Below are 13,494 nucleotides of genomic sequence, written 5' to 3'. Positions count from 1 at the left end.
CACTCGCCGGAACCGATCAGCCCGATCCGCGTTCCTGGTGACGACGTCTCCGTCGCGTCTGGACGAGGGACCGCCGCGCAGAGACCGAGAGCGCGCACGAGCGGGGCTTGTCCGGGTACGAGCGTGGGTCCGACAGGTTGAACCTGCGGCGTACGGAGAGTGACGTGCGCCGGTGCCCGGCGCGCCGGTTTGGGGCGGGCGCCATCGGTCGGCGGCAGTAGAGTGCACCCGCTCGGTCCGTCCGACCATCCTGGCCTGATGTCGGCCGGCAAGGATGCGGCGTTCAGCGTGGCACCCTCGTTAGCGCGACGTGGTCCCGGCGGACCTCGCCCACCATCGCGAACTCGGATCGGTCGACGTCGCAGCAGATGGGAAGATCCTTGGACAGGTCAACCCGTTCGGGCGCGGATTGCCGTGCATACGCACGGACGTGTTCGGCGGCGCCCTCCATGATGCCCGCGATCAGGTCTGTCCGCCTCGGCCTCGATCCCTGGAGAAGGCCGCTCAGATATCGCGCGCAGGCCTGGTCCTCAGCGGTCCGCCCGGTGCAGACAAGAGTGCACGCGGTTTCGGCGTGGTTCGTCCTGATCCATCGGGCGGTGGCGCCGACGTTGAGTGCCGACACCGCGAGCAGCACTGCTGGATCCGGGTACCGGACGAGCCCGCGCGTACCGTTCGACGTCGTCTGAATCAACCGCCGGCCGTCCAACTGCGCCATCGACATCTCGAACGGCGAGTTCCCGAAGTCGAAGTCCGCTGGCTTGAGCCCGTTGATCTCGCCCACGAGAAGGCGATCCGGGTGCAGTAGCCGCAGATTTCGGCCCACCTCGGCCGAGGGCGCGCAGACTATTTCCGTTGCGCCACGCTCGAAGGCGATCGCGGCGGTCGTGAAGGCACGGATGACGTCGATGACGATGACGACGGTGTTGGGCGGGACCTCTGCCTCCATACCTACGATCGACACAGCACGCGATTGTTCACGGTACAAAGTCCGACCTGCAAGAACATTTCTCCGGGCGCGACCGGGCCGCATGGCCATCGGCATCATCGGACGCTACGAGCGAGCCGTACGCCGCCGCGCTCTGTGACACGTACGCCGCCCGCCGCCGATTCTGCGGCAGATGGGGATGCTCACCAGAGCCGACCTGAGCGAGGACTGCCGTGACTGTGCGCAGGTTGCCGGGCTCGGCGTGCGGTGAGCCTAGGCTGTGCACCGTGGAAGGATGGGCGTTGTTCCTGCTGTGCCCGTGCGCGTTCTTTGTGTCGGTGTTCCTCGCCGCGACCCTGATCCTTTGGTCTCAGACCAGGCCGGGCGGCCGGTAGCTGAGTCGGCGGTCGAGAGCCGGCGCCGACGTGTGTACCTGGCGGCCGCTCCCGGTTGTCGGGCTTCCGGCCCGAGCCAGATCCCGTAGTTCGGCAGGTCCAGGTGTCGCTTGACGAGGTCGCTCGTCAAGCCCGATGACGCCCCGAACCGCGGCAGGTCAGTGCATCCGAGCATGACTCTCTGAGCCGGTCAGCGGATGCACCGTTGCGTAAAGCGTAACCTGTTGGTTACGCTTTCGGCGTGGACGAGGTGGCGGCGGCGATCGCCGATCCGGTACGGCGGGAGATCCTGCTGATGCTGCGCGACGAACCGCTCTCGGCCGGGCAGATCGCCGACCGGTTCGTCATCAGCAGGCCGGCGGTCAGCCGTCACCTGCGCGTGTTGCGCGAGGCGGGCCTGGTGCGCGATACGGCGGAGGGACGTCGGCGCGTCTACACGCTGGTCACCGCGCCGCTCGACGAACTGACCGGATGGCTGGGACGGCTGATGCGCCCGTCCGGCTGGCAACACCGCCTCGACGCGCTGGAGACCGAGGTCTACCGCACCCGCCGCGAGCGGCACACCGCCGCCGGGCGACACCCATCCCAGAAGGAGATCGCATGAGCCCGACACCCACCGGCCGGCTGTTCGGCCAGGACCTCGTGCTGACCCGTACGTTCCGCGCTCCGTTGGCTGACGTCTGGGCGAGCCTCACTGACTCGGCGCGTACGGAACGCTGGTTCGGCCCGTGGCAGGGCGAGGCGGCGCCGGGACGCACGATACAGGTCCAGCTGGTGCACGAGGAGGGCAAACCCTGGATGGACATGACCATCGACGCGTGCGAGCCGCAACGTCGGCTGGCCGTTTCCGCCGTGGACGAGCACGGCAGTTGGCATCTGGACATGGTGCTGGCCGAGACTGCGGGTGTGACCGAGCTGCGGTTCACGCAGCACCTGACCGAAACCGAGGGCGTCGGCGAGGTCGGCCCGGGCTGGGAGTACTACCTGGACGCGTTGGTAGCCTCGCACGACGGCCGCCCGGCGCCGAACTTCGATGACTACTACCCGGCGATGAAAGAGCACTTCGAAGCGCAGCGGTGAACGCACCGCACCCAGCCCGCCCCCGGGGCCGGGCGAAGTCGCGTTCCGGAGTCGGTAGAGACCCCGAACCTCGGACCCCGGCCGGGATTCAGGTCGCTCGGGTGAGTTCGGCGAACGCTGCGGTGACCCGGAGCGCCGCTGGCGTTTGCTGTCCGACTTGAGATCGTCCGCAGACTGGCCGACCAGCGCGGCTTCGCCGTGAATCCGCGCCGCTGGGTCGTCGAGCGGACCCTGGCTTGGCTGGCCGCCTGCCGCCGGCTCGCTCGTGACTACGAACGAGTGCCCGAAGTGTCCGAGGCGATCATCCGGTGGGCGGCGATCGTGGGCATGGCCCGCCGGATCACCCGCGGCGAACCGGCCCGCTGGCAGACCCGCCGAGCATTCAACCGGACCTGATCACCACCCCTCTCGAACACGTTCTAATCCTGGCCTCAGGTTGATCGGGCAGGATGAGCGGAAAAGCATCGACTGGAGAGGGGCGGGCCGGCGTGCGAATCATGATCGCGGATGACGAGGCGGCCATCCGTGAGTCGCTGGAGCGGGTGCTCCAGGTCGAGGGTTACGACACCAGCACGGTCGCCAACGGTCTCGCCGTGCTCGACGGGGTCGGTGGTGACGCGCCGGATCTGCTGATCCTCGACGTGATGATGCCCCGCCTCGGCGGGTTGGAGACCTGCCGGCGGTTGCGGGCGGCGGGTCGGGATCTGCCGGTGCTCATGCTGACCGCCCGGGATCAGGTCTCCGACCGGGTCGCGGGGCTGGACGCGGGCGCCGACGACTATCTGCCCAAGCCGTTCGCCACCGAGGAGTTGCTGGCCCGGGTCCGGGCTCTGCTGCGCCGCCGCGCGCCGGGCGACGACGAGTCGCAACTCCTGACGTTCGCCGACGTCCGGCTGGATCCCGACAGGTTCGAGGCGTGGCGGGGTGGGCGGCCGCTGCACCTGACCCGGACCGAGTTCTCCCTGCTGCAGGTCCTGATGCGCAACGCGACCCGAGTGTTGACCCGTGACGCGCTGTTCGAGGCGATCTGGGGCTTCGACATGAGCACCACCGCCAACAACCTCCAGGTGTATGTGAGCTACCTGCGCCGCAAGATGGAGGCCGAGGGTGAGCCGCGATTGATCTACACGCTGCGCGGCTTGGGGTACACGTTGCGGGAGACTCCTCCGTGAGCAGGCCCGCCGGCTGGCAGCCTCGCCGGGTGACCCGATGGTGGCGCCGGCGGTCCCTGCGGACCAGGTTGACGGTGATCGCGGCGACGGCCATCGCGGTCAGCGTGTTCGTGGCCTTCCAGGTGGCCAGCGAGCTACTGGACTGGGAGCTGCAGGACAGCGCGGAGGATCAGTTGCGCGCCGACTCCCGCGTCCTGGCGACGGACGCGGAGCGCGCCGGTCTGGCGCAGGTCCAGCTACCGCCGTATCCCGGATCCGGTCGGCTGGTGCGGGTCATCCTGTCCGACGGCTCGACCCGGACGCCGGTCGGCCAACCCGCGCTGCCTCCGGTCAGCGAGGACGCCGGGCGCGTGGCGCAGGGCGCGTTGGCCGACCTGATGGAGTCGAACGACAGCGACGACGAGGGCTACGTCGTCTACACCCTGCGGGCGGGCGACGGCGCGGTCCAGGTGGCCCGCGTCACCGACGACAGCCCGATCAACCAGTTCGGGTTTGGCATGCTGCTGATCGGGCTGCTCTGCGTGGCCGGGGGCGCCCTTGTCGGGCGGACCGTGGCGCGGGCCGGGCTGGCACCGATCGACCGGCTGACCGCCGCCGCGGTACGTGTCGCGCACACCCGGGATCTCGACGCCGACATCCCGGATGAGGGCGGTGGGGAGATCCGGCGGCTGATCCAGTCGATCAACGACATGCTCGCCGCGCTCCGGGACTCCCGGCGGGCCCAGCGGCTGCTCGCCGAGGACGCCGCCCACGAGCTCAAGACCCCGCTCACCAGCCTGCGCCTCAACGTCGAGCTGCTGATCCGGCTCGATCGGCGCGGCACCCTGGACAGCGCCCTGCCGGCGGAGAGCCGGACCCGGCTGCTCGACGATCTCGGCGCCCAGGTGGCCGAGTTGAGCACCCTTGCCGCCGAGCTGACCGACCTGGCGCGCGGTGACGTCAGCGACGAGAGCGCGGAGCTGCTCGACCTCGCCGACGTGGTGGTGGCCGCCGCGACCCGGGCGCGTTCCCGCGTGCCCGACATCGAGGTCGCGCTCGACGTGACCTCCGTGTGGGTGAGCGGGCGGCCCGCTGCGCTCCAGCGGGCGGTGCTCAACCTCCTCGACAACGCCGGCAAGTGGTCTCCCGCGGGCCAGCCGGTCCAGGTCCGGCTCCGCGCCGAGGGCGCGTCGGCGGTGCTCGACGTCGACGACGCCGGGCCGGGCATCGACGCCGCCGACGTGCCGCGGGTGTTCGACCGGTTCTACCGCGCCGACAGCGCCCGGGCGTTGCCGGGATCCGGTCTGGGGCTGTCGATCGTGCAGCGGGTCGTCGACGCCCACGGCGGCCGGGTCGCCGTCGCCCGGTCCGCACGCGGTGGCGCGTTGCTTCGGGTCGACCTTCCGGCCGCGGCCCCGCCCGCCCCGATCGCGCGGCTCACCGCCGGGGAGGACACCGCGCTGCGCTGACCTGCCCCGGCGGGGTGGCGCAGGACGAGGGACGGCGGCCCTCGGGCATCGGCCCCGCGCGGTTCACCGTCGGGGCAGGGCACCGCGGTGCGCCGACCCCAGCCCCGGCCGCACGGCGCAGGACCAAAGGGCGGCGAGTGCCGGGCCCAGGAAAAGATCCGGGACGGGGTCTGGGTCCCCGTCCCGGATCTCGTCCGTGCCGCCGCGCTCAGCGTTGCAGCGCGAGCTCCTCGTCGTCCACGAGCGGCCGTTGACCGTCGGGCGGCTGCACCGGTCGGGACAGCCGGCTCGGCCACCACATCCGCCGGCCGATCAGCAGGGTGAGGGCGGGCACCAGGACCGACCGCACCAGCAGGGCGTCGAGCAGCACGCCGAAGGCGACCAGGAACCCGACCTCGATCAGCATCACCAGCGGAAGTGTGGCGAGGACCGCGAACGTGGCCGCCAGGACCAGGCCCGCCGAGGTGATGACGCCACCGGTGGCCGAGAGGGCTTTGAGCATGCCGTCTCTGGTGCCGAGACGTACGGTCTCCTCCCGGGCCCGGCTGGCCAGGAAGATGTTGTAGTCGACGCCGAGCGCCACCAGGAACAGGAATGCCAGCAGCGGCACCGAATAGTCGATGCCCTTGAACCCGAGGATCGTGTCGAAGACGAACACGCTGCCGCCGAAGGCTGCGGCGAATGAGACGATCACGGTTGCCATCAGGACCAGCGGGGCCACGATCGCTCGGAGCAGCAGCCCGAGGACGATCAGGACGACGGTGAGCACCAGCGGGATCACCAGCTTCTCGTCGCGGCTGGTGGTTATCTCTGTGTCGAGGTTCTCCGCGCTCGGCCCGCCGACGATCGCCTCCGCCCCGCTCACCGCGTGCACGGCGGCGCGCACCCGCTTGATCGTGTCGTACTCCGCGGTGGAGTCCGGCGCGTCCGTCGGGAACACGGAGATGTCGGCCCAGCCACCGCTGGTCTGGCCCGGGATGGCCTCTGCCACACCGCGGGTGCCCTTGACGATGTCGAGCACCTGCTCCTGGTACGCCGGCCGCGTGAAGATCGTCATCGGCTGGCCGCCGAGCTCCGGGAAGTGCTGGCGGAGAACGGTGAAGCCGGTGACCGATTCCGGCGCGGACAGGAACTGGTCCTGCTCCCGCAGGGCGCCGGTGTTGCCCGCCAGCCCGATGGCGAGGACACCCATAACTCCGAGAGAGCTGAGCGTCGCCACCCACCGGCGGCGGCTGATGGCGGCGCCGAGCCGTCCCCACAGCCCCGGCTTCTCCTCCACTGCCGTGCTGAACCGGGGGATGGCCGGCCAGAAGATCCGCCTACCGAGCACCACGAGTACCGCCGGGAACAGCGTCAGCATGGCGATCAGCGCGCACAGGATCCCGGCCGCACCGATCGGGCCCAACCCGCTGGTGCTGTTCAGGTCCGCGACGAGCAGGCAGAGCAGGCCGGCGACCACGGTGGCCGCGGATGCGACGATGGCCGGCGCCGCGCCGCGTAGCGCGTGGACCATCGCAACCCGGACGTTCTCGTGGTGGTGCAGTGCCTCCCGGTACCGGGCGATGAGCAACAGCGCGTAGTCCGTGCCGACCCCGAACACCAGGATCGTCAGCAGCGCCGAGTTCTGGTCGTTGACCACGATGCCGAAGCCCTTGACGAGCAGGTAGACGGTCGCCATCGCAGTCAGCGCGGCCGCGCCCACGACCACCAGCGGGATCAACCACAACACCGGGCTGCGGTAGGTGAGGATGAGCAGGAGCGTGACGACGACGACGGTGGTGAGGAACACCTGCAGGTCGATGCCGTCGAAGACGGCGTCCATGTCGCCGTCGACCGCGGCCGGGCCGGTCACGTCGAGTTCCAGGCCGGCGGGGCGGTCCTTCGCGGCCTCACGCAACGGGCCGACGATGGCCTCCGGTCCGCCGTAGGTCGTGTCCACATCGAGGGCGAACATCATCGCCTTGCCGTCGGAGGAGAGTCTCGTCGGTGAATCCTCGTCGTCCTCGCCGGCCGCCGTCGTCGCCGACGGCGGATACCGCTTGACAAGGGTGTTGTAGTGGCGCTCGACCGTCGCGCGGTCGGCGTCGGTCATCCCGCCGGCGCGGTGGTACACGAAAACGAACGTGTTGTCCTCACCGCCGGGCAGACTGTCCTCCAGCGCCGCCACCTTGGTGGACTCGGCACTGGCCGGCAGCGTGTCCACGGCTCTGTCGGTGGTGACCGAGCTCAACTTCCCGCTCAGCGGCACCATGACCGCCGCCAGCGCCACCCACAACCCGATCACCAACCACGGCACCCACCGCCCTGCCAACCGACCGGCCGACGCTTCCCCGGACGGCGCTGCGTTGACTGCCATCACTAGCCTCCTACATACGGGTTCCATCGCTTATCTGGTGCCGACTTCGTACCGAGCGAACCTGAGGCGACCGTTAAAACGGCACTCAGGCCCGTTGGCCGACCCAGGTGCCCAGATGACGTCGCGGACCTGGGCCGCAGTCACTTCGGCGACGTCGTCGGCCGGGCCGTCCATCGCCGATGCACTTTCGTGGGCGTGAATTCGGGCCCAGTTGCGACGGGCCTTGATTCTCGTGCGGGTGTCGAACGGCGCTCCGGAGAGCAGTACCGTGGTGCCACCTCCCGCCCGAAGATGACGACTGCGGTACGACGAAACAGGACGGAATCGGGCCTAACGTTCAGGCCATGACGAAACCTGATAGCCCACTGTGGAGGTTCGGGGCGGCAACCACGGCGCTGGCGACGGCGTTCGCTGTCGCCGCCTGCGGGTCGGACGCCGACAACACTGCGGCGCCCGCTGCGGCCGGCTCGCACAGCGCGCACGCGGGCGGGTCGTCGGCTCCACCGCAGCCGCTGCGCGCCGGCGAGCGGTTCGTCGACCTGAAGATGGCCGAGGCCTACACGCCCGCGCCGCCGGAGGGCGGCGGCACGGACGAGTACCGGTGCCAGGTGATCGATCCGGGCCTGACCAAGGCGCAGTACCTGACCGGGACTCAATTCATGCCGGAGAACGTCGCCATCGCGCACCACGCCATCGTGTACGCGGTGCCGCCGGGCGGCGCTGCCGCGGTGCGCGAGCAGGACGCGAAGACCCCCGGCCTCGGCTGGCAGTGCTTCGGCGGGACCGGCGTGGACGGCGCCGAGGTAGAAGATGGGGACGCAGCGTGGGTGGACACCTGGGCGCCGGGTGCCACGGAGACGCTGCTCACCCACGACGCCGGCTACAAACTGGAGCCGGGCAGCCTGGTCATCCTCCAGATCCACTACAACCTGCTCGCGACCGATGGCAAGCCGGCCGGGTCGGACCGTTCGGCGGTGCGGCTGCGGCTGACGGACGGCACGCCACAGACCCGGGAACTCGTCACGTGGTCGCTCGACGCGCCGATCGACCTGCCCTGCGCCGCCGACGAGTCGGGGCCGCTCTGTGACCGGGCGGCCTCGATCGCGGACGTGACGAGGCGGTTCGGGCCGGAGGTCGGCGACATGGCGGACGATCAGCTGGAGGAGTGCGGCCAGAGCGCGCCGAAGCCTGGTGACACCCAGACCTGCGACCACAAGGTGCCGGTGCCGACGACGCTCTTCGCCGGTTTCGGCCACATGCACCTGCTCGGGCGGGCCATAAAGGTAGAACTCAACCCGGGCACGCCAAACGCCAGGGTCGTGCTGGACGTGCCGCAGTTCGACTTCGACAACCAGCGGCTGATGACGCTGCCGTCGCCGGTGGAGATCGGTCCGGAGGACACGCTGCGGGTGACGTGTACGCACGACGCGGGGCTGCGCAAGCGGCTGCCACAGTTGAGCAAGCTGCCGCCGCGCTACGTGGTGTGGGGCGACGGCACCAGCGACGAGATGTGCATTGGCATCATGACGGTCTCCCCCCGCAAGTCCTGAGGAAGCGTCGAACGTGTGTGAGCTCACTGAGGTCAACAAAGCTGAAGAAACAGCTCTGAGCTCACACACGTTCCGCACCGAGCTCACACGCGTGCGGGCGTCGTGGCGGTCGGACGGGCGGGCGGTGACGTGGGCGGCTGCACCCGGCCCCGGAAGCGGAGCGGTAGATCACGCGGAGCGGATCGGCCCGGAGCGGTGCGGCTCGGAACTACGGTCGCGCTCTGACGGAACTACGGTTGCGCTCTGACGGACGCGCGAGATGAAGCGCTAGATCGGCCGGGTGAGTCTCAGGTCGTAGGCGAGGATGACGGCCTGGATCCGGTCCCGTGCGCCGATCTTGGCGAGGACCCGCCCGACGTGGGTCTTCACTGTCGACTCCGACAGCGTGAACCGTCGCGCGATCTCGCCGTTGGTCAGGCCATGACCGATGGCGACGAGGATCTCGCGCTCCCGGTCGGTCAGGGAGTCCAGCCGGGGGTCCTCCCACACCGGCCCGCAGAGGTCGTCGTCGAGCCGGTCGGCGAACGCGTCGAGCAGCCGCCGGGTCAGCGGCGGCGCGATCACCGCGTCCCCGGCGGCGATGGCCCGGATGCCGGCGAGCAGCTCCTCGGGGCGGGCGTCCTTGAGCAGGAAACCGCTCGCCCCGGCCCGCAGCGCGGCGAGCGCGTACCGGTCCACGTCGAACGTCGTCAGCACCAGGACCCGTGAACGTCCACCGGCGGCGACGATGCGCCGGGTGGCCTCGATCCCGTCGACGCCCGGCATGCGGATGTCCATCAGCACCACGTCGGGATGCAGCTCGGTGGTCCGCCGAACGGCCTCGGCGCCGTTCTCGGCCTCGCCGACGATCTCGGTGTCGGGGGTGCTCTCCAGCAGCATGCGGATCCCGAAGCGCTGCAGCGGCAGGGCGTCCGCCACGAGCACAGAGATCATGAAAGGCTGCCTTTCAGGGTTGCGTGTACGCGGTCCAGCCGCCGTCCCGTGCGGGGCGGCGCCGACCGTGCCGCCATAGATCGTGGCGCGATCGGCCGTGCCGGCGAGGCCGAGACCGGCGTCGCCCGGCGATGCCTACTTCGTACCGAGCGAACCTGAGACGATTGTTAAGAACGGCGCTCAGGCCGGTTGGCCGCCGGCGCGGGTTCGTCGTCGGGCGGGCCGCTGTCGTGCACGACGATGTCGACCCGAGCCTGGCAGGAGTCGGCCGCAGACCCAGAGCGTCGGTGACGACGAATCGCTTGCGGCCAGACGAGACCGGACGGGGCGAACCCGTGCCCAGTGGCTCCTGCCGGCCGCCGCCGGGGGCACCCGGGCGTTGGCGAGCCCGAAGGATGGCCGGTCAGCTGCCCGCCGACCGGGCGTACCGAACGTTTGTCCAGGAAATCCGATGGGTACCAGGCCGCGTTATGAGCGCGCTGACCATGGGGGTCGAGGAGGAGTTCCTGCTCGTCGACCCGGCGTGCGGGGCGACCCTGCCGGTCGCGGAGAAGGTCGTCGCCTGCGCCTCGGCTGCCGACCTGCCGGCCGGGGCGACCATTCAGCGGGAGCTGCGAGACACCCAGGCCGAGGCGGCCACCGGTGTATGTGTGACCGCCGCCGAGCTGCGCGCGCATCTCACCGCGGGCCGCCGGGTGGTGGCCGCCGCCGCCCGCGACCATGTGGCGGTCGCGGTGGCCAGCGCCTCTCCGGTACTGGAATCCGGTGGCCGGGTGCCATCGACCCTGGCCCGCTTCGTCGCCATCGACGACATGTACGGTGAGGTGACCCGCGATTACGAGGCGTGTGGCTGCCACGTACACGTCGGGGTGCCCGACCGGGACACCGCGGTCGCCGTGGTGAACCACCTCGCCCGCTGGCTGCCGACCCTCCTGGCGCTCTCGGTCAACTCGCCCTTCTACCAGGGCCGGGACACCGGCTACGGCAGCTGGCGAATCGTCCAGCAGTCGCGCTTCCCCGGCTCCGGACTGGCGCCGTACTTTCGGGATCACACCGCCTTCCGGGCGGAGGTGGGCCGGCTCGTGGAGTGCGGCGCGTTGGCTGACGAGGCGCAGACGTTCTGGTTCGCCCGCCCGTCGCCCAAGCTGCCCACCGTGGAGATTCGGGTCGCCGACACCGCGGCCACCGTGCCGGAGGCGGTCCTGCACGCGATGCTGGGCCGGGCGCTGGTTCGGGTCGCGCTCGACGACCTTCGTCGCGGACGGGAGGCCGCGCCGGTGCCGGCGCAGATGGCCGCCGCCGCGGTGTGGAGCGCCGCCCGCTACGGGCTGGCCGGTCCCGGCGTCGATCTCGAACGGTCGCGGCGGGTGCCGGCCACCGAACTGGTGACCGCGCTGCTCGACCATGTGCGGGACGCGCTCACGGAGACCGGAGACCTGCCGGGGGTACACGCACAGCTCGACCGGCTGCGGTCCGACGGCACGGGCGCCGAGCGCCAGCGTCGCGTCGCCGGGACGGGCGGCCTGCCGGCAGTGGTGACCGATCTGACCCTGCGGGATGAATCCGACGCTCCTGGGTATTCCGAAGCGGCCCAAGCCTCGGAGGAACCTCATGGCTAGCCACGCTCTCACGCTTCCCGCCACCCGCGGCCCGCTTTCGACGGCCGTCGTGCGTGCCCTGACCGACGGGGCCGCGCCCAGCCCCGTGGTGAACGGCGCCGACCCGTTCGGCGACGACCTCCAGCTCGCGCTGCACCTCTGCTACGAGTTGCACTACCGTGGTTTCGCCGATGTCGACCCGGAATGGGAATGGGATCCCGACCTGCTGCGGCTGCGCGCCGAGCTGGAGGCGGTCTTCCTGGCCGCGTTGGCCGAGCAGGTCGAGGGCGGGTCCGACGTGACAGCCGCCCTGGAACCGCTGCTCGTCGAACCGGTGCCAGGCTCCGGTGTCAGCCACTTCCTGCGGGACAAGGGCGAATGGTGGCAGCTGCGCGAGTACTTCGTCGTGCGCTCCATCTACCACCACAAGGAGGCCGAGCCGCACGCCTGGGTCATCCCTCGCCTGGAGGGGCGGGCCAAGGCGGCCCTTGTCGCGGTCGAGTACGACGAGTTCGGCGCCGGCCGGGCCGAACGGATGCATTCCCGCCTCTTCGCCGACCTGCTCGCCGCCGCCGACCTCTCGCCCGACTACCTGGCCTACCTGGACCAGGCACCGGCGTGTGCCCTCGCCACCGTGAACATGATGTCGCTGTTCGGGCTGCACCGACGGTGGCGGGGCGCGCTGGCCGGTCACTTCACCGCCGCCGAGATCACCACCGGTCCCAGCGCCCAGCGGATGGACGAGGCGCTGGCCAGGGTCGGCGCCGACCCCGCCTGCCGGCTCTTCTACACCGAACACATCGAGGCCGACGCCGTACACGAGCAGGTCATGCGGCGCGACGTCCTCGGCGACCTGCTCGACCGCGAGCCGGAACTCGCGGCGGACGTGGTGTTCGGCATCCAGGCGACCACGCTGCTGGAGGACCGGCTCGGTGAGCACCTGCTCGGAAGCTGGCGGGCCGGCCGGTCCGCGCTACTCTGACGCCCGGTTCTCGGCGCCTCGGCGCTACTCGGACGCCTGATTGTCGGCGTCCACCGTCTGGTTCTCGGTGTCCACCCGCACCCGGCGGCGGTGGCTGGTGTCGCACAACGGGTAGCGCTTGCTCCGGCGACACACACATACCGCCACCATGAACCGTTGCGAGCAGACCGTGGTGCCGTCCGGCAGAACCAACTCCACGGGCCCCTCGACCAGTACCGGCCCGCCGGGCACCACGACCACCCGGCGCGGCTCAGGCGTGCTCGGCACGGATCACCACCAGGTCCTCGTGCCGCTGCCCACGCCGGATCAGACCGGCATCTTCCAGATAGCCGGCACGAGCCCGCATGACCGGGCCGAACGGCACCCGCCGCCGCGCCACCACCGACGTCCGTAGGCCACCCGCACGCAACATCTGGAGCGACCGCTCCACCCCGGAGACGTGCGAGTGCACCAGCAGCGCGAAGCCCGTGGCGGACAACAGCCCCGGTGCCGCCGTACAGAACAGGTCCAGCAGGGCACGCCCGTGCGGTCCGGCGTCCCAGGCCCGGTCGCGCCCGGTCGGCGCCGCCGCCGAGGGCGAGGGCACGTAGGGCGGGTTGGCGAGGACCACGTCGTACGGCCCCTCCGTCGACGCCCGGCCCGACGTGGCAGAGACCGGCCCCAGGAGCGAGCCGCGCCGTGCCCGTACCGGTAGCCCGCGCGCCCAGGCGTTGAAGCGTACGGACATGACGGCCCGCAGGGAGACATCCACCGCCGTCACCTCGCCCGCACCGAGTCGGGCCGCCACCACCGCCAGGGCTCCGCTACCCGTGTACATGTCCAGAACCCGCGCGCCGGGTGGGATCGGCGCGGCAGCCGCCGTCTCCGCCAGCAGTGCGGTGTCGGCCTGCGGGCGGTACACCCCGGGGAGCCGCAGCAGCGGGAAGTCGAGGTCAACCCCGGCTGGCCGTCCGGTGACCGTGGATACCGTCATGTGCCCCCCAAGAGCAGTCACGTGCCCGCTGCCCCCCAAGATCAGACAACGTGCCCGCCAACGTTCCCTGATCCCGGTA

At 70.8% G+C, this 13,494-nt stretch carries 13 protein-coding genes; 8 read left to right on the top strand and 5 right to left on the bottom strand.

What is annotated here, in order from left to right; genetic code table 11:
* Positions 1–283: 283 nt before the first annotated feature.
* A complete protein-coding gene (locus C6W10_RS02680; RefSeq protein ID WP_159104431.1) occupies positions 284–964 on the bottom strand; it encodes a 2-phosphosulfolactate phosphatase in 681 nt (226 codons plus the stop codon).
* Positions 965–1,564: 600 nt separating this feature from the next.
* On the opposite strand from C6W10_RS02680, the gene C6W10_RS02675 reads away from it, so the two are divergent.
* From C6W10_RS02675 to C6W10_RS02655, 5 genes are all read left to right on the top strand, one after another.
* Complete coding sequence (locus C6W10_RS02675; RefSeq protein ID WP_107256216.1) at positions 1,565–1,927, top strand: metalloregulator ArsR/SmtB family transcription factor; 363 nt, start codon at positions 1,565–1,567, stop codon at positions 1,925–1,927.
* Positions 1,924–2,403, top strand: a complete 480-nt coding sequence (locus C6W10_RS02670) for an SRPBCC family protein (protein ID WP_107256214.1) — start codon at positions 1,924–1,926, stop codon at positions 2,401–2,403. The genes C6W10_RS02675 and C6W10_RS02670 overlap by 4 nt, the downstream gene beginning before the upstream one ends.
* Before the next feature lie 138 nt (positions 2,404–2,541).
* Positions 2,542–2,799 (top strand): transposase, encoded by a 258-nt coding sequence (locus C6W10_RS39595; RefSeq protein WP_107256212.1) that lies wholly within the window; start codon positions 2,542–2,544, stop codon positions 2,797–2,799.
* Positions 2,800–2,900: 101 nt separating this feature from the next.
* Positions 2,901–3,575, top strand: coding sequence for a response regulator transcription factor (locus C6W10_RS02660; protein WP_304598409.1), 675 nt, complete (start codon positions 2,901–2,903; stop codon positions 3,573–3,575).
* Positions 3,576–3,604: 29 nt separating this feature from the next.
* Entirely contained in the window at positions 3,605–5,023 is a 1,419-nt protein-coding gene (locus C6W10_RS02655) for a HAMP domain-containing sensor histidine kinase (protein WP_234361584.1), read from the top strand.
* 208 nt (positions 5,024–5,231) lie between these two features.
* Here the strand turns inward: C6W10_RS02655 and C6W10_RS02650 are convergent, their stop codons facing one another.
* Positions 5,232–7,307, bottom strand: a complete 2,076-nt coding sequence (locus tag C6W10_RS02650) for an MMPL family transporter (protein WP_234361869.1) — start codon at positions 7,305–7,307, stop codon at positions 5,232–5,234.
* Between the two features lie 416 nt (positions 7,308–7,723).
* Here C6W10_RS02650 and C6W10_RS02645 point away from each other — a divergent pair, with 416 nt between their 5' ends.
* On the top strand, positions 7,724–8,929 hold the full coding sequence (locus C6W10_RS02645) for a monooxygenase (RefSeq protein WP_107256204.1): 1,206 nt from the start codon (positions 7,724–7,726) through the stop codon (positions 8,927–8,929).
* 267 nt (positions 8,930–9,196) lie between these two features.
* Here the strand turns inward: C6W10_RS02645 and C6W10_RS02640 are convergent, their stop codons facing one another.
* A complete protein-coding gene (locus C6W10_RS02640; protein ID WP_107256202.1) occupies positions 9,197–9,862 on the bottom strand; it encodes a response regulator transcription factor in 666 nt (221 codons plus the stop codon).
* A gap of 470 nt (positions 9,863–10,332) precedes the next feature.
* Here C6W10_RS02640 and C6W10_RS02635 point away from each other — a divergent pair, with 470 nt between their 5' ends.
* Positions 10,333–11,481, top strand: coding sequence for a glutamate--cysteine ligase (locus tag C6W10_RS02635; RefSeq protein WP_107256200.1), 1,149 nt, complete (start codon positions 10,333–10,335; stop codon positions 11,479–11,481).
* Between the two features lie 49 nt (positions 11,482–11,530).
* Positions 11,531–12,442: an iron-containing redox enzyme family protein gene (locus C6W10_RS02630; RefSeq protein WP_234361583.1), complete on the top strand. Its 912-nt coding sequence runs from the start codon at positions 11,531–11,533 to the stop codon at positions 12,440–12,442.
* Between the two features lie 24 nt (positions 12,443–12,466).
* Here C6W10_RS02630 and C6W10_RS02625 read toward each other — a convergent pair whose 3' ends face one another.
* Positions 12,467–12,709: a CDGSH iron-sulfur domain-containing protein gene (locus tag C6W10_RS02625; RefSeq protein ID WP_107256197.1), complete on the bottom strand. Its 243-nt coding sequence runs from the start codon at positions 12,707–12,709 to the stop codon at positions 12,467–12,469.
* Complete coding sequence (locus C6W10_RS02620; protein ID WP_107256195.1) at positions 12,693–13,415, bottom strand: methyltransferase; 723 nt, start codon at positions 13,413–13,415, stop codon at positions 12,693–12,695. The genes C6W10_RS02625 and C6W10_RS02620 overlap by 17 nt, the downstream gene beginning before the upstream one ends.
* Positions 13,416–13,494: the final 79 nt, after the last annotated feature.

This window comes from Plantactinospora sp. BB1, assembly GCF_003030385.1.
GTDB lineage: Bacteria > Actinomycetota > Actinomycetes > Mycobacteriales > Micromonosporaceae > Plantactinospora.
Note: the sequence above shows the minus strand (reverse complement) of the source record. Positions and strands in the feature narration are given on the sequence as shown.

What these genes read in the sequence shown, in the direction of transcription:
- C6W10_RS02670 (WP_107256214.1), top strand. Translation starts at nt 1,924, where the DNA reads ATGAGCCCGACACCCACCGGCCGGCTGTTCGGCCAGGACCTCGTGCTG.
- C6W10_RS02660 (WP_304598409.1), top strand. Translation starts at nt 2,901, where the DNA reads ATGATCGCGGATGACGAGGCGGCCATCCGTGAGTCGCTGGAGCGGGTG.
- C6W10_RS02645 (WP_107256204.1), top strand. Translation starts at nt 7,724, where the DNA reads ATGACGAAACCTGATAGCCCACTGTGGAGGTTCGGGGCGGCAACCACG.
- C6W10_RS02640 (WP_107256202.1), bottom strand. Translation starts at nt 9,862, where the DNA reads ATGATCTCTGTGCTCGTGGCGGACGCCCTGCCGCTGCAGCGCTTCGGG.
- C6W10_RS02635 (WP_107256200.1), top strand. Translation starts at nt 10,333, where the DNA reads ATGAGCGCGCTGACCATGGGGGTCGAGGAGGAGTTCCTGCTCGTCGAC.
- C6W10_RS02620 (WP_107256195.1), bottom strand. Translation starts at nt 13,415, where the DNA reads ATGACGGTATCCACGGTCACCGGACGGCCAGCCGGGGTTGACCTCGAC.